Here is a 21,206-nt window from a genome sequence, read left to right as displayed (position 1 = left end):
TTTTTCTCAGTATGCAATAGTATTGAGCAGACTTATCGCGTAAAAGTGGGAGCCAAAGATTCATTTATGCAAACACCAATCTGGCCGTACATCACCCCCGGTATCTCTGACGATCTATTTGAGCGCTTACCTGGTATTCCCATGAGTAAGTGTGAAGTTAGGCTATTGATGATTGGTCATCTGCGTTTGCGCGCCAACTCTATACTGTGGGATATCGGTGCAGGTACAGGCACTATTCCCGTTGAAACGGGGCTTATGTGTCCGAATGGGCGAGTCGTCGCGATCGAACGCGATGAAGATGTTGCTGAACTGATTAAGATCAATTGCCAAAAATTTGGGGTCAAAAATGTCGAGATCATTGTTGGCAATGCCCCAGAATGTCTTGAGACACTGAAGGAAGCTCCCGATCGCATCTGTATTGAGGGTGGTCGCTCGGTCAAAGAAATTTTAGAATTTTGCTGGCAACGTTTGGCGATCGGCGGCAGGGTAATTGCCACAGCCAATACCCTAGAGGGGCTGTATGGTATTTCTGAGGGCTTCGCGCAGCTCCAAGTTCGCAATGTGGAAGTTGTTCAGTCTTCGGTCAATCGTTTAGAAGCCAGAGGGACTCGCCAAACCTTTGCGGCGGTCAATCCGATCTTTATTCTCAGTGGTGAGAAATTAGAGTAGTTTTGAGAAAGTTGATGGAAGGATTATAAAAATTTTCAGCATTAGCGCATATTCGCGATCGCACTTAGGATGCAGCTCTCTCTATGAGATCGTTGTGCTTTTTTTATCTCAAATCCATACAAAAACAGCTCCATTACATAAAACTGTAATGGAGCTGTTTTTTATTAACTATGTTATTAACTATAGCTAGAGCAAGAGGACGATCCAAAAATTAGAATCTAGACGATATCATCATCGTCAGACACAACATCATCATCATCGTCATCATCTTCTTCATCGTCTAGATAACTGGCATCATCACCTAGCATTAATTCATTGAGTTCTTCCGTATCATCACCATATACGCTAGGAACGGCTTCGCGTGCAATCAACCGACCTGTAGATTCGAGCCAGTTGAGGATCGATGCCTGCTGCTTAGAGGTAACGACTGAGGCGGGTTTATTTCTGGGTTCTTCACGCAGGGAGGGATTATACATATCGGGCAGGGTAATTGCAGAGATGATTATTTCACAAACTCCAAGGTAACACAATTCTCATAACCCTATCTACTAGACAATTTTTACTGAATATCGATTTCAACTGAAATGGTCATAGAGTCAGGTTTGAGTTCTGTGCTACGCATGATTTTTCACAAAAGCGTGTCGCAGCTTTTGTGAAAATAGTATGAGCATTTTTTTACAGCCTACAATGAAGCTATGAAGCTACAAAATTTGTTACTAACCCTCGGACTAATTGCGCTTCCCATTGTCATTTTTGGCATCTATCAACAGGCTCAACAAGCTATGGCTACCCCTCTACCCGTTGGTTTTCCTGCGCCTACCCCCAGCGATCGCATTGAAGTCAAACAATACCCTGCCTACCGTTCGGGGACTTATGTTTATGAGGGCAAACTTGAAGATGCTACAGGGAATGCTTTCAATCCTCTTTACAACCATATTAGTAGCAATAATATTGCCATGACCTCTCCTGTTGAGGCACGGTATCCTACAGAAACCCTCGATCGCAAGGTAGATAGAGGCATCGCCCAAGTATCTTTTCTCTACCGCAGTACAGATATTGTGCCGCAGCAAGTGGCTAAAGACATTAAAGTCGAAGACCATCCACCCATGTTGGTGGTTAGTATCGGCATTCAAGGAGCCTATAGCTATACCAGCTATCAGGACAATCTGGCAAAATTACAGCGATGGTTGGCCGAGCATCCAGAATATCAAGCGATCGGTGAGCCGCGTCGTTTCTTTTATGATTCACCGTTTACACCCGCACCGCTCAAGCGTAGTGAGGTTCAGATCCCCATTCGGGCGATTTAGACGATTACTCTAGTCAACAGATTAAAGCTGCCTGCTCAAAATTAATAACACTAAAAAAAATATGGCTTGGCACGACGAGACTCAAATGCCAAACCATATTTTTAAGTGACGAATTGAACCAAAGAAATCCGATGAAAAGAAGATAAACATACCTTACAAGTTAGGCACTTACCGCCTTTTCATTCTGCATTTTTTTCCAGCCTCTTGGCATTTTTAGATCGTCAGGATCTACGTAATGACACATATGATCGTCAAGGCAAATCAGTGCCCAACCATTTTGATCGATATCCATCAATTTATAAGAAGATTCTAAAACGAAAAAGCCTTTGTGGTTACGGGTGTCGGGTCTAACTCTAACGTTGTCGATCATGATTAAAACTCCATTGAAAACTAGCTATTAAATTTATTTATGGGGCTAGTCTAACACTGGGGATCGCTTGACTGCGTTAAGTTTTAACTCATGGGACAGGTCAGTTAGTAAAGATATGTAAGCTTGCGTTAAGGATCTTTTGACAATTCGGGGATCAATTTTAAGTATTGTTTTCAAACACCCAATTTTCTACCCGTTCAAGCTCTTTCCAGTCGGGTCTACGCCGCTTACCTTCTTCAAAATTCTCAACAATTTCCTCTTTCATCTCTTTTAAAATCATCAGCCAATTTTGTGCTGCCTCAATATGTTCCCGCACGCCTTTTTGAGATGTCTCTAGCATGGCGATCGCAAGATTAATTCTTGCTTGGGGATCTTCGGGGCTGAGCTTAACCGCTTTGAGTGCTGTTTTGTAAGCAAGGGCTGACTTTCGATCGAGTAAGTAAAGCCATGATAGGCAAATCCAACTACTGGCGACCTTAGGTTGGCGATCGCAGACTTTTTGAAATATAGGAATGAGGGCTGCTGCCTCTTCGCCTGCCTTATATCGCTCTAGTCCTTGTTGAAATAATTCTTCTGGAGTCTGTGTATCTGTTGCCATTTTGTCTTAAATAAATTGCGTGATTTGTCAATGAAATAAATGAATCAAACAGCGTCAATAACAGTTAGTAATTATTACTTATAGCGCTCCTTAATTGTTTGTAAATGCAGTACGAGCTTTTTAGCCCTTGCAGGCAAGATGTCTGCGCTACAAATTAATTACAACGCATTAAGGATGGCTATATGCGGCAATTACTTACCTACCAAATTATCTAGCTGCTTTTGTAACTCTCTAACCATTTTATTGAGTTCGGGCAAACGACGAAACACAGCCGTAGCCTTAAAAAATGTTTTTGCGGGGATCGCTGGGTAACCCATGACTTGAGTGCCCGCCTCAACATCGTGGGCGATCCCCGACTGTGCTGCTGCCACAGCCCGATCGCCAACTTTAATATGGTTGGTAATCCCAACCTGTCCCGCCAAAATCACATTTTTACCTAGCTCTACACCCCCTGCCAGTCCCACTTGACCTGCCATCAAACAGTTTTCAGCGGTCTTGCAACCATGACCAATTTGAACGAGGTTATCAATTTTAGTGCCCCGTCCTATGTGAGTATCACCTAGCGCCCCGCGATCGATCGCGGCGTTACAGCCAACTTCCACATCATCTTCTAGGATAGTGCGCCCCACTTGCAGCATTTTTGTCCAAGTACCATCAGCACTGGGGACAAACCCAAAACCTTCAGAGCCGATCGCTGCCCCACTGTGGATCGTGCAACGTTCGCCAATGATGCTACGGGCATGGATAACGCAGTTGGCATGCAGCACCGTGCGATCGCCAATGGTCACATTTTCATAAATGGTGACATTCGGATAGATATAGGCATGGGAGCCAATCCGACAACCCGCGCCGATTACAACATGCGCACCAATATACACAGATTCACCGAGGTGGACATCAGGTGCGATCGCCGCACTGGGGTGAATGCCGGGCTCTGGGAGACAAGGGGGGTGAAAGAAGGCGATCGCCTTTGCAAACAGCAAGCGGGGCTGACGCACTGCCACATGGGGAATAGACCGAGATTTCACCAGCGCGATCGCCTCTGGATCGTCACCAATCATTAAAGCAGCAGCTTTCGTTTCAGCTACCTGTCGAAAAAAGAGATTATTTTCTAGAAAGCCCAGATCGCTAGCTGTAGCATCCGCAAGGGTTGCTACGCCAGTAATTTCGGGATCGCCGTCGCTAAAATCCGCCCTAACCTCGGTTAGATCGAGACCTAACTTTGCTAGTAATTCACTAAATTTCATGCTGTGCCAGATTTATTCAGAAACGAGCATATCTCGAATCAGCCACTTATCGTCTTTACGCACAAAATCGTATTCCACCAAGTAGCTCGTATCAGACTTAGAGGCACTGGCATCGAGGTTGCCATTGTTGAAGTAGTTGCGCGTCTCAGAAACTTTTGCTGTTACCCTAGCGCGATCGTCGCCGTCGGGAGTGACCTTCACGACCTCTGCTGGCTTAGAGATATATTGCAAATAAGAATTACTCGATTTCAGTTCCTTTGCCCGCGACTTCCAGTCAGATAAAACAGGCTCAGTCAAGATACTGGTTAAAGCCTCAGTATCGTAAGCATTTCCCAATGCCTTAGATTTCGTAGCTTGCCATGACTCGATCAGTTTTATGGCAATATCTTTATCCATCGGACCCGGCTTTGCAGTTACCGTTAAGCCCTCCGATTTAGCTGATGTTAGCAAGGGAGCTAGAGAACGCTCCATACTCACCACTGATTCTGCTTTAGGAGGGCTCGTGAGTGATTTCCAAGCCCAAACGGATAGACTAATCAATCCACCCATTAGACCAAAGACAATCAAAAGCAACAAAATGAACCTTTGGGGCTTTACCCTTCTGGAGCGTGAAGGAGAAGACTTCTTGTGATCTTTTGCACTTTCTCTCAAGCCTTGTCTAGCATTTTCCCTTGGTTTAGGTAAGGGTGGCAGGGTACGGGTATTGCTATGGGTACTTGTCTTGCGATCGAGATCGGACGTTGGACGATCTAAGAGAGAAGTTCTGCCTAACCGACTTGTCCTTTCAGCAGTGTAGGCTGGGACTTTGGATTCTATTCTACGTTCAGGTGGAGTTTCAAACCTAGCACCTTCTCTAAAGCCAACCTTTGTTTCCGATCGCCCATTTAATGGCGATACATATTCATTCTCAGAATCATTTCCTAAGTCAGGGGATGCAGTTGTCGTAATACGACTAGAAAAAGAGGGCATAACCCAATCTGAATTACCCAGACCGTTGGTGTTTGGCAACTCTTCCAAATAGGACTGCACCTGATCGTCAGCAAAATAATCCTTTAAGGAAACAACTTGGTTGATCAGATCGCGAAAATGAGGATAGACCTCTTCTTGTAGCCATCGCTCGCTGTACAAACAGAGCCCTGGGAGTAGGTCTGGAGAGTCCTCTGAGTTACGCCGAATAAATGCAATTTGCTCGCGCTCACCACTTTTTTCGAGGGCATTACTTGCCTCTTCGGTTTGTCCCAGTAGCAAAGCACAAACCGCCTGCTCTAAATAAATATCCTGTTTGACACTGAGCTTAACCAATAACCCCTTGGCGCGTCGAATCAATGCTGGTTGCCGTTGAGAAAATCCCCGTGCAATCAAAGCATAAACGGCGAGATAGCTTGCCACCGAAGAAGGACGACGGGCTTCATCTTCAAATAGGGTCTGTTGCTCGGCAGCAGTCATGTAGCCCCGTAGCTGTTGAATGAAGCGGAGAAAATCATCAATCCCCAAACCTGAGGAGTCGTTGCCTGTGCCATCAATGCCTCTACGGGCTTCTAGCATTTCTTGGAGCAGCAACATGCCTTGACGATGTTCCGCAACTTTACTATCGGGAGCCGCTAGTAACTCTAAAATGCGGTAGGGGCGAAGTCTAAACAAATCTGCTTGGATTTCACTGCGCACGCTCAAAAACAAGCCCTCTCTCAGCAAAAGTTCTTGCCCAGACTCTAAGGATTGGGCAGCACTTTCATATTGACCCTGCTTCCAGTTTTCTCTGCCAACTTCTAAATAGGAGAGGGCGACAGTCAGGGTAACGTCGGGATCGCGCGATACGCGTACAGATTGAAAAGAGATCGCGTCGGGATCGTAGTAAGGCTGGGCAATGGTTAAAACTTGTTCGTACTCACCTAGCTCGTGAAGCAGGAGGAGGAGCCCAGGTAAATCTTGATCCTCTATTTCGAGTTCAGTGGATACAGAGTCGCTGCGTTCTGTTTTTTGCTCGGGATCGGCAGCTTGTTCTTCCAACTCTAAGGCAACGCTAGCATCATAGTCACGCCGTCGAGCTGGATCTGACAGTAAAGCGTAAGCACTATCAATGATTCGCTTTCTAGAGGCGATCGCGGCATCAGAATATTCTCGGCGTGGCATAGAAAGAACGCGGTCACGATGAGTCAGTTGAATCTGCTCAAACGTAGCCTGCGATGTCAAGCCCAGAATACGATAATAGTCTAGGGGAATCCTCACCTTCTACTTCCTACTACAACACTAGTCTGTTTTACCGACCGAAAGTTTTCTATGAATACGCAAATACACACTAAACGCCCGCATTATACCCTAAAGCTGTATTTTAGCTACATTTTTTTTATAATGCTTAAACTTAATCTAAAAAGACCAAGCTCTTTGGGGATTTAGATTCTGAATTTGTTTGAATGTCTCGGCGTCTTTAAAATTTCCCTGAACCTTAAAGGCTGGTGTATTTGTATCGCTAAAGGCTTAAACACAAAAACATACGATACCTAAACTTCGGTCTAGTTGTAAGAATTTTCAAGCATGTTTTTAGATTTAATTACGATATTTAGTGAAAATACCGCATTCATCTAGCTTAAAAGGTAATTCCAACGTTTGATTTAACCCATTGGTTCAAGGGATAGCTCAGAATAGCATGGCATTTTCATTATTCGGGAATTCTTACAAGGGAATTTTTTACGGCAAAACCAAGTAGGGGTAGATTTAGTTGTCGGTTTTCAGGTGTCAGTCATGAGTTGTCAGCACTAATCCCCAAAATCCTGAAAACTCACAGCCGATACCTTTGCCCTTAAGCATCTAACGTAATGGCTTGATGAATGGCAGCTTTTTCTTTGACCCGCTGTAAATAGGGCTGGATCTCATGGGGACTCAACCCACTAATAATGCAGAAATTATCAACATCCATGCCACGAACCAACATATCCAAGCCCCATGTTTGACGGGCCTGCTCTAGCAATACTGGGCTACCGTCGGGGTTGCGATGTAGCTCTGCCCAACCGCGCCAAATCTGCTCGAGTTGAGTCAAGCTCAAAGGCTGATGATCGGCATCTAAAAACATGGCTGGATGCTGATCTTTGCGACTTTTTAGATATGCCGTGAGTGGGTTGTTCGAGCCCGAGCCGTAGCGCTGCCCCAAAATATTTTGATTGATCGGGACTAAGCGCTGCCCCAAAGACCCAATTTTCAAGACTCGGGTAGAGGATGCGGTGAGATAATCATCGCGCCTGAGTTGAACCAGCTCTGCTGCCGATAGACCTGCTCCAAATAGGAGATAGGCGATCGCGTATTCTCTAAGCCCTTGACGCTTTGCCAGCAGCATAATATTGCGTACCGTCTCCGTAGGAATATCGATCACGGGTTGGATTGCCTCGGTATCCTTAACGATCATTTCCACGAGTGTGTTGATGAAGTCCTCAGAACTCGACCAAATCGACTCAATATCACTGGTTAGCATGATCACGGCATAGCCCAAGAGACAGGTGTTAACGAGATTCGCTAATTTGATTGGAGCCAGGGGATAGTGGGTTTGGGTTTGTGCCATCACATCTTCGAGGACAGTGGCGATCGACTGATTGATCTGTGCGATCCCCTGTGCTAGGGCTTGACGGCTCTCGCTAGGATATTGTCCTGCTTCTCCCACCAGCGATCGCAACAGTTCTGGTACACTCTCAAGCAAGCGTAGGGAATTTTGCATGTAGTAGCGTAAAAATCTGCTTAAATCACCTTGATTTGACATCTCTGTGATGATGATCGATTCCCCAACCTGAGTCAGCAATAGATATTGTTGCAAACATTCCTGAAGTACAGCGAGCAAAAGACCATGTTTATTGCCAAAATGGCGAAATAGCGTTACCTCATTGATCTCGGCTTGGTCGGCAATTTGTCTTGTTGTTGTTTCGGTAATCCCTTGACGCGCAAAAAGCTGTAATGCAGTGTTGACGATACGTTGGCGAGTAGGAATACGAGATGCGGTCATGTTAAATTTTTTTGCAAGTACTACTTGCATTCTTTCCTATAAACAGGTTAATCTATATATGTGCAAGTACTACTTGCATCTTACCAATTTCTCCCTGAGATTCCATGACATCAACGACCTCCTCACAGCCACTTCAACTGAATTGGACAACCACAATTTTCTATATAGTCGTCCACGCGATCGCTTTGCTAGGGATCGGCTATTTCTCTTGGCAAACCTTAGTTTTAACTATTTTTCTACATTGGCTATTTGGCAGTATTGGTATCTGTCTTGGCTATCACCGCATGTTAAGCCATCGCAGTTTTTATGTCCCCAAATGGCTTGAGTACGTTTTCACAACAATCGGGGCTATGGCTATGCAGGGCGGCCCAATTTTTTGGGTGGGCGGTCATCGCCAACACCATGGTTTTACCGAAGATAATGATAAAGATCCATACTCGGCGACAAAGGGCTTGTGGTGGAGTCACATGGCTTGGATTTTGTATTCCAAACCAGAGCATTTTGACCTAAAAAATTATCGCAACTTTGCTCCAGACTTGGCTAGCGATCGCTACTACCAATTTTTAGATAAGTACTTTCTATCTTTACAAATCCCTCTAGGTATTCTTCTTTACTTTATCGGTTCTACCATAGGTCAAGGAATCGGTTTTGTACTTTACGGCATATTTGTACGGGTGGTCTTGGTTTCTCACAGTACTTGGTTGATCAACTCGGCTTGCCACAAATGGGGCTATCGTAACTTTGACGACAGCAACGATAAATCAGTCAATCTTTGGTGGGCAGCATTACTTACCTACGGCGAAGGCTGGCACAACAACCATCATGCTTATCCTAAATCTGCTCGCGCTGGTTTGCATTGGTGGGAAATCGATGTCACTTGGGCTGCAATTAGCCTGTTAAAGACCTTGGGATTAGCACAAAAAGTCTATTTGCCTGAGCCTTGGCAACCTGTAACCGAGAAGTAGTCTCTCATTGTCAGATCTTGTGGGAGAAATCGCAATTACAGCAGGGGGCATAGTGCCTCCTGCTATATTAGTTTTTAGCTGTGTAAAGATTGAATAAAACTTAAGAGCTGCATGAATATGGACAATCGTCATATTCGGTTTTGCGATCGCGCCGATCAAGTCGATCTGAACCAGTTACTAGAATTATTTAAAATCGGGGCATTCTGGGCAAGCGAGCGAAATTTGGATAGCCTTGCAGTGGCGATCTTAAACTCTGACCCCGTTGTAACCGTTTGGGATGGCGATCGCCTCATCGGTCATGCCAGAGCTACTAGTGATGCGGTCTATCGCGCCACGATCTGGGATGTCGTAATTCATCCAGACTATCGCGGTACGGGCTTGGGTCGCAAACTCGTACAAACGGTTCTCGCTCACCCCAAAGTCTGTAATGTCGAACGGGTTTATTTGATGACAACCCATCAGCAAAGCTTTTATCAGCACATCGGTTTTGAGCTAAACGCTAGTACGACCTTGGTACTCTGCAATAAAGTGTTTAGCGATCCCATTAGCGATCGAAACAGTCCTGTTGAGGTTTTGCTGACTCAATCGGTTACAGTGCTGTAGAAATTCTCAATCACATACCATGGAATCTGAAAAATTACGGGTAGGACTGCTGTTTGGCGGGCAATCGGGCGAACACGAAGTGTCAATTACCTCAGCCAAAGCGATCGCCTCTGCACTCAGTCAAAATTCTCGCTATGACTTGCAGCCGTTTTATATTCAAAAAGATGGCTTGTGGTGCAATCCGACCAAGTCCCAAGCCGTACTTCAACAAACCCAAGCGGAACCCTCTGCAAGCTCAAATTCCCAAGTAATCCAATGGCAATTACCCATTGAAGCAAACCAGATCGATGTCTGGTTCCCCGTACTGCATGGGCCCAATGGTGAAGATGGCACTGTGCAAGGCTTACTTCAACTGATGCAAAAGCCCTATGTCGGCAATGGCGTCCTCGCCTCCGCTGTGGGCATGGATAAGATTTTGATGAAGTCTTTATTCGCGCAGGCAGGTTTGGCGCAGGTGAAATATGTGGCTTTAAGTCGCTGGCAGTGGCAGCAGGAGCCAGAGTCTTGGGGCGAATATATTGAGACCGAACTGGGCTATCCCTGTTTTGTGAAGCCTTCCAATCTGGGTTCGTCGGTGGGGATCTCTAAAGTACGCGATCTCGCTCAGTTAGAAGTTGCGATCGCCAGTGCGATCGGGTACGACTCTCGCATCATCGTCGAGCAGGGTGTCACAGCTAGGGAAATTGAGTGTGCGGTTTTAGGGAACGACCAACCCCAAGCTTCGATCGTCGGTGAAATTACCTACAAGAGCGATTTTTACGACTACGAAACCAAATACACCGCAGGCATGGCTGAGCTAATTATTCCTGCAAACTTGCCTTCTGAAGTGATCGAGGCGGTGCAAGCAATGTCCGTTAAGGCATTTCAAACCCTAGCAGGCTCTGGATTAGCCAGAGTTGACTTTTTCTATGTCGAATCGACTGCCACGGTATTGATCAACGAGATCAACACGCTTCCCGGTTTCACTGCCCTCAGTATGTACCCGAAACTGTGGGAATATTCGGGCATTCCTTTTGCCGATCTATGCGATCGCCTGATTGACCTAGCTCTAGAAAAATCTAGCTAGAAATTCTGGCGATCGGACATTCAATAGCTTCCCCTAGTTGGAAGCTATTGGATCCCAATATCTCTTGAATTTGGATTCCAGCACATGCGATTAGGCTTTGATGGGTGGCTCGGGATTTATGGCGCAAAAATGGCAATTTTGGATCGATCGCGGTGGAACCTTTACTGACATTGTGGCGCAAAGCCCCAGTCGTCAACTGATCGTCCATAAGCTTTTATCCGAAAATCCCGATCGCTACAAAGATGCTGCCATCCAAGGGATTCGAGAAATTATGGGCACACAAGGCGATCGCCCGATTCCCGTGGAGCAGATTGCCGCGATCAAAATGGGGACTACGGTGGCGACTAATGCCTTGTTAGAACGAAAAGGCGATCGCACAGTGCTTTTAATTACTAAGGGTTTTAAGGATGCCCTGCGGATTGGTTATCAAAATCGTCCTGATATTTTCGCCCGTCAGATTCTCTTGCCAGAAATGCTTTACGAGCAAGCGATTGAGGTAGAGGAACGGTACAGTGCCCAAGGTGAAGTTTTAGTTCCCTTGAATGAAAAGGATTTAATCCCAGAATTGCAGGCTGCTTTCGAGCAAGGAATTCGGGCTTGTGCGATCGCCTTGATGCATGGCTATCGCTATCCCGCCCACGAGCAAAAAGTTGCGTCATTAGCCAGAGAGATTGGATTTACCCAGATATCGGTATCGCATATCGTCAGCCCCTTGATGAAGCTGATTAGTCGCGGCGATACCACCGTGGTGGATGCCTACTTGTCACCGATTTTGCGGCGTTACGTCGAGCAGATCGGCAGTGAATTTCTATGGGAATCATCGAGAGAACCACCGATCGCTTTAGGAAAGAATTCCCCCCAAAGCACAAAACTCATGTTCATGCAGTCCAACGGAGGATTGATTGATGCCGCTTTGTTTCAAGGGAAAAACAGCATTCTCTCAGGCCCCGCAGGAGGGATTGTCGGAGCAGTCCAGACCAGCTTACAGGCTGGATTTGATAAGATTATCAGTTTTGATATGGGCGGGACTTCTACGGATGTAGCACACTATGCAGGAACCTACGAGCGATCGCTAACCACTGAAATTGCGGGAGTTCGGCTTAGTACGCCGATGATGGCAATTCACACTGTCGCAGCGGGTGGTGGTTCCTTAATCTCCTTTGATGGGGCGAGGTATCGGGTGGGGCCAGAATCCGCAGGGGCTTTTCCCGGACCAGCTTGTTATCGCAATGGGGGCGGACTAACGGTTACAGATTGCAATGTCATGCTTGGGAAGCTCCAGCCAGACTTTTTTCCTAGTGTATTTGGAGCGAATGGAGATTTACCCCTCGATCGCGAGATTGTGCGGCAAAAGTTTGCGGAGTTATCCAGCCAAATTCAAACCGAAACTGGAAGCGATCGCACGCCCGAAGCGATCGCAGCAGGATTTCTAGAAATTGCCGTGGAGAAGATGGCATCTGCCATCAAAAAAATCTCCGTGCAACGAGGCTACGGTGTGACGGAATATGCGCTCTGTTGTTTTGGGGGTGCGGGCGGACAACATGCCTGTGCGATCGCTGATGCTTTGGGAATTCATACGGTATTCATCCATCCCTATGCTGGGGTTTTATCTGCCTATGGTATTGGTTTGGCTGACCTACGCGTAATTCAGGAACGTAGCATTGAATCAAAGTTAGCGCCAGAAATTCTCTCAGATTTAGATGCGATCGGCGATGAATTGCTTCTAGCAGGTAAAGAGGAAATCCAGCAGTCCGATCTCAGCTCAGAATCTTTGGATTCGGAGTCCCCTGACCTTTTAAGGATTGAAAGCAATGGGTTGCTAAGACTGCGTTATGAAGGCACGGATTCGCCTTTGGATATCGATTTTAGCTGGGATTACATAAATTCTTCCATTCAGGAATTACGGTATATCGATCTGATTTCAGAATTTGAACGAGCCCATCAAGAACGTTATGGTTTTATCTTTGCCGATCGCATCATCATCGTACAGGCGATCGCGGTGGAAGTCATTGGCAAAATGGATATTCCCGAAGAACCCATACGGGAAAGAACTCACGCTGTGCCTCCCTTGCCTGTGGCAACAACTCAAATCTACTCTGGTGGAGCATGGTATCAAGCTCCGATCTTTCGGCGGGAGGATTTGCAACCTAGCGATCGGATTTCAGGGGCGGCAATTATCCTCGATGCCACAGGGACGAATATTGTCGAGCCAACTTGGGAGGCAGAACTCACGGAGCGCAATCATTTAATCCTGAGAAAACGCGATCAAGAATCTTTGGATATCCTTTTGAATGTAGATAACGAAAGATCTTCTCCAATCCCCGTTGATAAGCTACTGGAAACACAGAATTTTTTGCAAGAAGAAAATAACCCCACCCTAGCCCTCCCCTTGGCAAGGGGAGGGGACTGGATCTCCGATCTTCCCCCTTTGCAAGGGGGAATTAAAGGGGGTAAACCCGATCCAGTCAAGCTAGAGATCTTTCATCATCTCTTTCGTGCGATCGCGGAACAAATGGGTTTCACGTTGCAAAATACCAGTGCCAGTGTGAATATTCGCGAGAGGTTGGATTTTTCCTGCGCTATCTTTGATGAGGAAGGGCAACTGGTTGCCAATGCCCCGCATATTCCCGTACATCTTGGTTCCATGGGTGAAAGCGTGAAGGCTTTAATTCAAGATTCAAAGCAGGAAATTCATAAGGGAATTCATAGGGGGGATGTATTTGCTACGAATAATCCTTACAATGGCGGTACGCACTTACCCGATATCACTGTAATCACACCCGTATTTGATGGAACGCATTCCGCTCCGATCTTTTATGTAGCTTCGCGCGGACATCATGCCGATATTGGCGGCATCACCCCGGGCTCTATGCCTCCCGATAGCACCAACATCAATCAAGAAGGGATTCTATTCGATAATTTTCGGTTGGTGGAACAGGGCAGTTTCTGCGAACAGGCGGTACTCCAACAACTTACCTCTGGAGAATATCCCGCTCGCAATCCCGCCCAAAATATTTCCGACCTGCAAGCCCAGATCGCCGCGAATGAATATGGTGCGAAGGAACTCCTGCGAATCGCCAAGGAATACGGTCTTGCCACCGTACAGACTTACATGAAGCATATCCAAGACAATGCCGCAGAATCCGTCCGCAAAGCGATCGCAAATTTGATCGAAACCACTTCAACTTCCCAATATACGTTTACCTATCCCTTCGATGGGGGCTGTCAGATTCAAGTCGCGATCGCCCTCGATCCCGAGCGACGCACCGCCAAGATCGACTTTACGGGGACTTCGCCCCAACAAGCCAATAACTTCAACGCACCCCTTGCTGTCTGTAAAGCTGCCGTTCTCTACGTGTTTCGCACCTTGGTAAACGATGACATTCCTCTGAATGCCGGCTGTATGGAACCGTTGGAGATCGTCGTACCTGAAGGCTGTATGCTAAATCCGCGTTATCCCGCTGCTGTCGTTGCTGGCAATGTGGAGACTTCGCAAGCGATCGTAAATGCACTCTATGGGGCGCTCGGTGTGATGGCAGCGGCGCAAGGCACGATGAATAACTTCACCTTTGGCAATGCCCAATACCAATATTACGAAACCATTTGTGGCGGCTCGGGGGCGGGAAATGATTTTGATGGCACGGATGCCGTGCAAACTCATATGACCAATTCGCGACTCACCGATCCTGAAGTTTTAGAATGGCGATTTCCCGTGATTTTAGAGAACTTTGCCATCCGTCCCCATAGTGGTGGACAGGGTAGGCATCGCGGCGGCAATGGCGTGATTCGCCAGATCCAATTTCGAGAACCCATGACAGCAGCAATTTTATCTAATCATCGCGTTGTGCCCCCATTTGGTTTGCAGGGAGGACATTCTGGTATGACAGGACGCAATTGGATCGATCGCCAAAATGGTGAAGTAGAAACTCTAGCCAGTACAGGCGCGATCGCGATGCAAGCAGGCGATCGCATCATCATTGAAACCCCGGGGGGCGGTGGTTTTGGCGAAGTATCTTTATAGTTCGCTAGATGTTGGGAATGGCAAGCCTGTTAATTTCTATGCGATCGCTATAGAGAATCAGGATCGATATTCAGTTCGCGCAGCTTAGCGGCAAGTTTCTCGCGTTGTTTGCGCTCTGCCTCAGCCTCTTGTTGAGCTAGCTTTGCCTCTTGCTGAGCCTGTTCAGCCTGTTCAGCTACCAATAAGGCTGATTCTTGAGGTGTTAGCACCAAATCGCCCGAAGGCATAAAGAATCGTACCTGTCCTTCATGCACGCCCAAAAATAGTTGCAGTTCTTGACTCCAGAGTCGCCCTTCTGCATTTGCCACAATTGGTTCGTACTGCCCCACAACCAATTGATATCCCTCAAACCAAAAAGTATGCGGCTCAAATAAAAAATATTCAGGCGTACGGAAAATATCTTGGTAAATCTGCTTTTTTAAGCCGAGATCGGTCTTGGCAGTGCTATCGGATAAAATCTCGACAATCAGGTCAGGATAACGACCGCCCTCTTGCCATACCACCCAACTGCGGCGAGTCATGTCAGGATCGCAGTCCTTCACTAGAAAAAAGTCTGGGCCGCGAAAGTCCTCTGATTTACGCTGGCGCGGACTATAAAAAATCGTTAAGTTACCTGCGGCAAAATAGTCATTCCTGTCGCGCCAATGCCAACGCAAACAAGTAAGCAGCAACATCATTTGGTCGAGGTGCTGAATCGATTCCATTTGCGGTTCATCGCTCCAAGGGTTAATCGGTTCAAAGGAGAAAACAGGAGCCTGTGTCATAGCATTAGGGGAAAGGCTGCAAGAAGTATTCTATCCTGAAAACTTTTAGATGCGATCGCATCTAAAAGTTTTCCTCGAAAATGATGAGATGTCAGGAAAATTGTAGACATGCTACTGCCCGATCGCTTGAAAAGCTGCCCAATAAAAAGGCGAGGCATAGGGTCTGTCGTCATCAGAGAATTTACGTATGGCACTATCGAAACGGGTGCGGGCTTCGCCGTCGAGGTTGAGGCGATCGGCTAGGGCAACGAGTTCGACTTTGGTCAGGCGGAGGTCGTTTTGAGCTTGCTTGAGGGCAAGGGCTGGGGGCATTTGCTCTGCTTTGAGGTGGCGATAAAATGACACCATGAGTAACGAGGTGGCGAGGTCGTCTACTGTCCATAGGCTGCTGATTACGCTGGGACTACCTGCAAACAGAAAGCCGCTGGGCAAACCGACAAATTCATCGCTTTGGCTATTAAAGTTGGTCAGTCCTGTCTCGCAAGCCGAGAGAACAACCAGACCACATTTTTGTAGTTTGAGTTGAAACAGGTCGAGCAGGGTGAGACATTTAGATTCGTCGTTGTTGTCTGTTTGGCTGCCTGCAAGCAGGAGTGCGGATCGCTCGGGTTGGGCGAAGTTAAAGTAGCCGTGACAGGCGAAGTGCAAGCAGTGCGATCGCTCGATTTGGGAATTACGCAGTGCTTCAGTAGTAGCGGCAGTATGGATGAGAACGGCATCGTTGGGAGTAAAGAACCGTCGCAGAATGCTTACCTCAAAGTCAGTAAAGGGAAGATCTTCGGTAGGGTTCTGAATGGCGAGGAGGTTGTCAAGGTCAGTTTTTTGGCGTTGTTGGGCAAGTCCCAACACTTGAAGGCTAGGGGCAAAACGGATGCCGTTGGGGAATGCGTCGAGGAGGTAGTTACCTTGACTGGCAAGGGGTAGGGCATGAAGAGGGAGAATATGCAGAAAGCGGTGAGGAATGAGGATGAGTCGATCGCAGTTGGATTGAAGTTGAAAGATTGCTTCAAGCAGGCGATCGATCTGAAGAATATTAGACAACTGTTGAAGCAGATCGGGGAGTCGATCTCGCCACGCTTGTTTTTGGTCGCGGTAGTTGTCTATGTAATCATCCAGAAGGGCGATGAGTTGCTCTAATGCATCATAGGGATAGGGGAAAAGTGTGGGTTGGTCGCTATTTCTGGAAATCAGAAAGGCGATGAGTTTATTGCCTGCTATGTACCAACTCAGAATGACGGTCTTATCGCTGGGAATCGTGTCGCGAAGCTGGTCAAAGGTAAGGGGTTGAACTTTTTGGGTTAGTGAAAAGGCGGGATCTTGATGCTGGATTTCGGTTTGGATCAGGGTATCGAGTTCCTGTTTGAGGCGAACGAGGCGATCGCGTGCGGCGGTATCGGCTTGGGCGCGAAGGGAACGCGCATCGACGCTGCGGATATCACCATCTGTATCTGACAGGAATTGTTGGGAATCGCTGACCGATTGGTTGAGTTGGCGTTCGGCAGTGGCGATCGCGCCGCGTAGGCGATCGAGTTCGGCAAGGATCTCAGGGGGGATGTCGCATTGAGGATAGAGATCGCGGGTGGTGAGGAGTTCGACGAGATTACGGGCTTTGGAGCGATCGCAAATCTCTATGGCTTTGTCGTATTCGCCGCGATCGACATAGACCTGAATCAGGTTGGCATAGACCTCAATGGCATTAGAGAGAATTTCTTCGCGGCGGTTTGGGTCAATGGCTTCAGAGCGTAAGTTCTCGACTGCGGCGATCGCAATGGTGTAGCCTTCTATCGCGATGTCAGGGAAGTTTTTGGCGAAGCCTAGATTCCCTAGATTCTTACCAATCTGGAGGCAGTTGACAGATCGAGTTTCAGGCAAGCAAACCTCTAAGGCAGAACGATAGCAATTGATCGCTTGTTCTAACTCATGCATGGGATTGCCAGAATACTCTGTTAAAAAAGCATAGGCAGCACCAAGATTAATTTGAGTGTCGGCCCAAACTTGAGGTGTTTTTACCTTAGTTCTAATCTTCAATGCGTAGTAATAGCAGGCAATCGCCTTTTCGATTTCCTGTGCAGGATTCTCAGAAAACAATGCTAATTTCATGTAGACATTGCCGAGATAATATTGAGTTGCAGCCCAATCTTGCGGTCTTTCCTCTTCGGTTCTAACCCGTAAAGCTATCCTTAAGCAAGAGATTGCATTTTCTATTTCTTGCTTGGGATTCTCAGAATACGATGCCAAATCTTTGTATGCAATGCCAAGGTTATTATGGATCTTCGCAAAAAATTCTGTCCTTTCCTCTTCGGTAATGACCCTTAAGGCTGCATGATAACAGGCGATTGCATTCTCAATTTCTTGCTTGGGATTCTCGGAATACGATGCTAGTTTCCTGTAAACATTGCCGAGATTAATTTGAATTTTACCCCAGGGAGCCTCTTCAACTTCTTTACAAACCTTTAAGGCTGCACGATAACAGACAATTGCATTCTCAATTTCTTGTTTCGGATTCTCTGAAAATAGTTCTGAAAGACTGAGGGTGTTTCCCAGACTAATTTGGGTTTCAGCCCAATCTTGAGGAAGTTTCTCTTCGGTTCTAATTCTAAGGGCTGCGCGATAATATGCAATCGAATTCTCGATTTCCTGTTTTGGATTCTCTGAAAATGGCGCTAAAGTAATGTATGCCAGACCAAGATTATTTTGGATCAATGCCCAAGCTTGAGGCATTGCCGCTTCAGTAGAAACCTGCAAAGTGGAGAGATAGCAGGCAATCGAATTCTCGATTTCCTGTTTCGGATTCTCTGAAAACGGTCTTAACTCGCTGTAGGCGGTTGCGAGATTATTTTGGGTTTTAGCCCAAGTTTGAGGCATTGCCGCTTTGGTTCTGATCTGCAAGCTAGCCTGATAGTGACTGATTGCCAATTCAATTGCTTGCTTGGGACTGTCCGAAAATGCAGCTAAATCGCTATATGCAACTCCAAGATTATTTTGAATTTCGGCCCATTCTTGCGGTCTTTCTTCCTTAGTATCAACCCTTAAAGCTGAACGATAGCAGGCAATCGCATTCTCGATTTCCTGCTTCGGATTCTCTGAAAACGGCGCTAAATTAATATATGCGGAACCAAGATCGTTTTGGGCTGCTGACCAAGACCGAGGTAGTTCTGATTCAGTAAAAACATGCAAGGTAGCGCTATAGCAAGCGATCGCATTCTGCTTGTTCGAGCGTGGATTCCCCAGGGGAAACTCATGTAATAAGTTGCCGAGGGTATGACAACATCCAGCAATTCGTCGTACTCGATCTGGGGTACCGTGCGTAAAGGTTTCCAATGACCACCATTGGATAATTTTACCCAACGCAGGTACTAGTTTATCAGTGTTTGAAGCTAACAGGGGAAAAATGACCTCCTTGTGATGGCTCCGATCTGCGTCATTGAGTATCGCGATCGACTTGATCACATCGAGCAAAAAGAGAAAGAGATCCCTGTTATTCAAGAGAAAGAGTTCCCAATTATCCTCTTTTTCGTCAAAAGGGAAATTGGTAGCCAGATAATTTCTTATCCTTTTCGCCTTATCTCTTAGTAAATTAGTTGTTTTCTCTGTTCTCTCATCTTGCAACTTATCTGCTAAATTCTCCATATACTGAGTGAGTCTATTGATATTTAATAAGTTTCGATTGGTGTTGACAATGTCAACCTCTTCTTCAATTGGACAGGCAATCAGTTTTTGAAATAGTACAAGATATTCATCTGGAATTTCATCTTGTTCCTGCTCGCTGACATCATCTGAGGAGGATCGCTGAAATTTCGACTTTGGTTTTATTCTATGGTATTGAAGATATCGAGAAAAAAGAAATAGAAGCAGAAGATAGATAAAAACGGATAAACATGCCAAAGTTATATTTACCCTTGACATAGCAAAGAATATTAAAACACCTATTAGTATAAAAAAATAAGTTATGGCCAGTTTTGACATTACATTACTTCCTAGTTATAGTATTCATACCACTTCCGCAGGTTTTGTTTCTTGCAAAAACTTAAAATCTATCCGTTTTAGATTGCTCTATAGGTAGGGTATTCTCCATTGTTTTATCTACTTAACGTAAGATGATACGCCTCAATATAGCCCATATTCTTGAGCGCTACCTGTCCCAATCGCTCTACTAGCACTCCATCGGGCAACCGATCTTTCACCGCTTCATACACCGCCTGCGAAATACAAATACTCCCAGGAGCTGCTTTCCCTTCCAGCCGCGCCGCAATATTCACATCCCTACCCAGGGTATTTTTGCCTCTAATCCGCACCTCCCCGACATGAATCCCAATGCGATGCTGCAACACATCATCGGTGGGTAGTTCCTTAGCTGCCGATACCAGAGAAGCCTGCATTGCGATCGCGCAATCCACTGCCTGACTCACACGATCAAAGCGAATCATCAGCCCATCGCCCATCGTATTCACCAACACGCCACCTTCCCTCTCAAAGATGTCATGCATTAAGGCAAAATCGCGATCGACTAGCTCGATCGTGCGTTCCTCATCCCTATCCATTCTTGCCGAATACCCAACCACATCCGTAAACAAAATTGCCGCAAGTACTTTCCCATTATTGTTGACCGCAGATAAGATATTGCGATCGCTCGAACCATCTGCGACTTGCGATTCCAAACTCTGTCGTAAAATTGGCACGGTAGACGCAAAGGCAGCCGGCATCGATGCCGCCAATTGCAAATCGATTTGAATTTGTTGCTGTTGGCTATCGCACACATCCCCAAAGATTTCCAAAAAGCCAAGATCGTCTTCGATAAAGCAATGCTTCCGCAACCGCTTTAACCATAACGTGTAATTTTTGATATTGATTTCCGATGCAATTAAGTGACTCTCCATATCGCGCAGGTAGGCTTCGTAAGCGATCGCCTGAGTCGGAATCTCATCCAGCCACTCACGCATAAACTTTTGTTTGTCGGCATCAGAACTACTCCAAGCAGCTAGGGTTTGCCCCTTTTGCCGCATGTTTCCACCCATTACTTGTAGTTGTTCAAAGCACCAACGCGACTGTTCGTATACATAGAGAATCTTACTACGATAGCAGAGCAGATTGAACAAGGGAACGTAGTACGCGCCTTCTTGTTCTGCTTCTGTCGTTCGCGAATTCCCATCCAACCAAACCAGCGCATGTTCGGCAGGTTCCACGCCATACTCAAATTCTACAATCGGACTCCCAAGCAGAGAACCCCTAGCAACTTCCTGTAGATCGTTTCTTCCCAATAGAAATTGTAAAGCAACTCTCGCCACCTCCGAAGGCGAAGCCACTGAATCCGCTAACTTGAGCATTACAAATAGCGTCTGTCCTAGCGAGGCACGTATGCCTTTAGGATTGAGGTCGATCAAGCGATCGTAAGTTAAGGGAACCGCTCCATCTTCGTCATACCGCAACGTCAAATCGATCGCATAGGTATCGTGAATTGCCACGGGATAAAGTTCGCCTCGCAGATGTAATTTTCCATCGGTCTGCGGCGCGGTAAAAACCAGCATCTTGTCTGGCAAAAGTTCTTGAAATCGATTGTTACTCCCTTTCCGCTATAAGACAGGGTAAAATATGAGGTAAAAAAGAGGGTAAG

At 46.4% G+C, this 21,206-nt stretch carries 15 protein-coding genes; 6 read left to right on the top strand and 9 right to left on the bottom strand.

From position 1 onward, the window contains the following. The first annotated feature begins 66 nt into the window (after nucleotides 1-66). Nucleotides 67-669, top strand: coding sequence for a precorrin-6Y C5,15-methyltransferase subunit CbiT (cbiT, locus tag V2H45_RS16380; RefSeq protein ID WP_330484733.1), 603 nt, complete (start codon nucleotides 67-69; stop codon nucleotides 667-669). A gap of 218 nt (nucleotides 670-887) precedes the next feature. Here cbiT and V2H45_RS16375 read toward each other — a convergent pair whose 3' ends face one another. Then, a complete protein-coding gene (locus tag V2H45_RS16375; protein WP_330484732.1) occupies nucleotides 888-1,145 on the bottom strand; it encodes a DUF3134 domain-containing protein in 258 nt (85 codons plus the stop codon). A 219-nt stretch (nucleotides 1,146-1,364) separates the two neighbouring features. Between V2H45_RS16375 and V2H45_RS16370 the strand changes: the two genes are divergently transcribed. Continuing rightward, complete coding sequence (locus V2H45_RS16370; protein ID WP_330484731.1) at nucleotides 1,365-1,976, top strand: heme-binding protein; 612 nt, start codon at nucleotides 1,365-1,367, stop codon at nucleotides 1,974-1,976. A gap of 160 nt (nucleotides 1,977-2,136) precedes the next feature. Here V2H45_RS16370 and V2H45_RS16365 read toward each other — a convergent pair whose 3' ends face one another. The 5 genes from V2H45_RS16365 to V2H45_RS16345 all read right to left on the bottom strand — a co-directional run bounded on the left by V2H45_RS16365 (nucleotide 2,137) and on the right by V2H45_RS16345 (nucleotide 8,176). After that, nucleotides 2,137-2,346, bottom strand: coding sequence for a hypothetical protein (locus tag V2H45_RS16365; protein ID WP_330484730.1), 210 nt, complete (start codon nucleotides 2,344-2,346; stop codon nucleotides 2,137-2,139). 160 nt (nucleotides 2,347-2,506) lie between these two features. Then, complete coding sequence (locus V2H45_RS16360) at nucleotides 2,507-2,944, bottom strand: hypothetical protein (RefSeq protein ID WP_330484729.1); 438 nt, start codon at nucleotides 2,942-2,944, stop codon at nucleotides 2,507-2,509. Between the two features lie 191 nt (nucleotides 2,945-3,135). After that, on the bottom strand, nucleotides 3,136-4,191 hold the full coding sequence (gene lpxD, locus V2H45_RS16355) for a UDP-3-O-(3-hydroxymyristoyl)glucosamine N-acyltransferase (RefSeq protein ID WP_330484728.1): 1,056 nt from the start codon (nucleotides 4,189-4,191) through the stop codon (nucleotides 3,136-3,138). A 12-nt stretch (nucleotides 4,192-4,203) separates the two neighbouring features. Beyond that, the gene (locus V2H45_RS16350; RefSeq protein ID WP_330484727.1) at nucleotides 4,204-6,417 is read right to left on the bottom strand and encodes an IMS domain-containing protein; all 2,214 of its coding nucleotides are present in this window, start codon (nucleotides 6,415-6,417) and stop codon (nucleotides 4,204-4,206) included. Nucleotides 6,418-6,988: 571 nt separating this feature from the next. After that, nucleotides 6,989-8,176, bottom strand: coding sequence for a TetR family transcriptional regulator (locus V2H45_RS16345; RefSeq protein ID WP_330484726.1), 1,188 nt, complete (start codon nucleotides 8,174-8,176; stop codon nucleotides 6,989-6,991). 104 nt (nucleotides 8,177-8,280) lie between these two features. Between V2H45_RS16345 and V2H45_RS16340 the strand changes: the two genes are divergently transcribed. The 4 genes from V2H45_RS16340 to V2H45_RS16325 all read left to right on the top strand — a co-directional run bounded on the left by V2H45_RS16340 (nucleotide 8,281) and on the right by V2H45_RS16325 (nucleotide 14,831). Beyond that, complete coding sequence (locus V2H45_RS16340; RefSeq protein WP_330484725.1) at nucleotides 8,281-9,141, top strand: acyl-CoA desaturase; 861 nt, start codon at nucleotides 8,281-8,283, stop codon at nucleotides 9,139-9,141. 117 nt (nucleotides 9,142-9,258) lie between these two features. Further along, nucleotides 9,259-9,744: a GNAT family N-acetyltransferase gene (locus V2H45_RS16335; protein WP_330484724.1), complete on the top strand. Its 486-nt coding sequence runs from the start codon at nucleotides 9,259-9,261 to the stop codon at nucleotides 9,742-9,744. A gap of 19 nt (nucleotides 9,745-9,763) precedes the next feature. After that, nucleotides 9,764-10,810, top strand: a complete 1,047-nt coding sequence (locus V2H45_RS16330; protein ID WP_330484723.1) for a D-alanine--D-alanine ligase family protein — start codon at nucleotides 9,764-9,766, stop codon at nucleotides 10,808-10,810. 100 nt (nucleotides 10,811-10,910) lie between these two features. Then, a complete protein-coding gene (locus tag V2H45_RS16325; RefSeq protein ID WP_330484722.1) occupies nucleotides 10,911-14,831 on the top strand; it encodes a hydantoinase B/oxoprolinase family protein in 3,921 nt (1,306 codons plus the stop codon). 47 nt (nucleotides 14,832-14,878) lie between these two features. Here V2H45_RS16325 and V2H45_RS16320 read toward each other — a convergent pair whose 3' ends face one another. The 3 genes from V2H45_RS16320 to V2H45_RS16310 form a co-directional block, all read right to left on the bottom strand. Then, complete coding sequence (locus V2H45_RS16320) at nucleotides 14,879-15,595, bottom strand: Uma2 family endonuclease (protein WP_330484721.1); 717 nt, start codon at nucleotides 15,593-15,595, stop codon at nucleotides 14,879-14,881. A 111-nt stretch (nucleotides 15,596-15,706) separates the two neighbouring features. Continuing rightward, nucleotides 15,707-19,081: a CHAT domain-containing protein gene (locus V2H45_RS16315; RefSeq protein WP_330484720.1), complete on the bottom strand. Its 3,375-nt coding sequence runs from the start codon at nucleotides 19,079-19,081 to the stop codon at nucleotides 15,707-15,709. A 593-nt stretch (nucleotides 19,082-19,674) separates the two neighbouring features. After that, entirely contained in the window at nucleotides 19,675-21,120 is a 1,446-nt protein-coding gene (locus V2H45_RS16310; RefSeq protein ID WP_330484719.1) for an adenylate/guanylate cyclase domain-containing protein, read from the bottom strand. Nucleotides 21,121-21,206 lie beyond the last annotated feature (86 nt).

It is taken from the genome of Tumidithrix elongata BACA0141 (genome assembly GCF_036349135.1).
GTDB lineage: Bacteria > Cyanobacteriota > Cyanobacteriia > Pseudanabaenales > Pseudanabaenaceae > Tumidithrix > Tumidithrix elongata.
The sequence above is the reverse complement of the archived record's forward strand: the minus strand, read 5'-3'. Positions and strand labels throughout refer to the sequence as shown.

What these genes read in the sequence shown, in the direction of transcription:
- cbiT (WP_330484733.1), top strand. Translation starts at nt 67, where the DNA reads ATGCAAACACCAATCTGGCCGTACATCACCCCCGGTATCTCTGACGAT.
- V2H45_RS16375 (WP_330484732.1), bottom strand. Translation starts at nt 1,145, where the DNA reads ATGTATAATCCCTCCCTGCGTGAAGAACCCAGAAATAAACCCGCCTCA.
- V2H45_RS16370 (WP_330484731.1), top strand. Translation starts at nt 1,365, where the DNA reads ATGAAGCTACAAAATTTGTTACTAACCCTCGGACTAATTGCGCTTCCC.
- V2H45_RS16365 (WP_330484730.1), bottom strand. Translation starts at nt 2,346, where the DNA reads ATGATCGACAACGTTAGAGTTAGACCCGACACCCGTAACCACAAAGGC.
- V2H45_RS16360 (WP_330484729.1), bottom strand. Translation starts at nt 2,944, where the DNA reads ATGGCAACAGATACACAGACTCCAGAAGAATTATTTCAACAAGGACTA.
- lpxD (WP_330484728.1), bottom strand. Translation starts at nt 4,191, where the DNA reads ATGAAATTTAGTGAATTACTAGCAAAGTTAGGTCTCGATCTAACCGAG.
- V2H45_RS16345 (WP_330484726.1), bottom strand. Translation starts at nt 8,176, where the DNA reads ATGACCGCATCTCGTATTCCTACTCGCCAACGTATCGTCAACACTGCA.
- V2H45_RS16340 (WP_330484725.1), top strand. Translation starts at nt 8,281, where the DNA reads ATGACATCAACGACCTCCTCACAGCCACTTCAACTGAATTGGACAACC.
- V2H45_RS16335 (WP_330484724.1), top strand. Translation starts at nt 9,259, where the DNA reads ATGGACAATCGTCATATTCGGTTTTGCGATCGCGCCGATCAAGTCGAT.
- V2H45_RS16330 (WP_330484723.1), top strand. Translation starts at nt 9,764, where the DNA reads ATGGAATCTGAAAAATTACGGGTAGGACTGCTGTTTGGCGGGCAATCG.
- V2H45_RS16325 (WP_330484722.1), top strand. Translation starts at nt 10,911, where the DNA reads ATGGGTGGCTCGGGATTTATGGCGCAAAAATGGCAATTTTGGATCGAT.
- V2H45_RS16320 (WP_330484721.1), bottom strand. Translation starts at nt 15,595, where the DNA reads ATGACACAGGCTCCTGTTTTCTCCTTTGAACCGATTAACCCTTGGAGC.
- V2H45_RS16310 (WP_330484719.1), bottom strand. Translation starts at nt 21,120, where the DNA reads ATGCTGGTTTTTACCGCGCCGCAGACCGATGGAAAATTACATCTGCGA.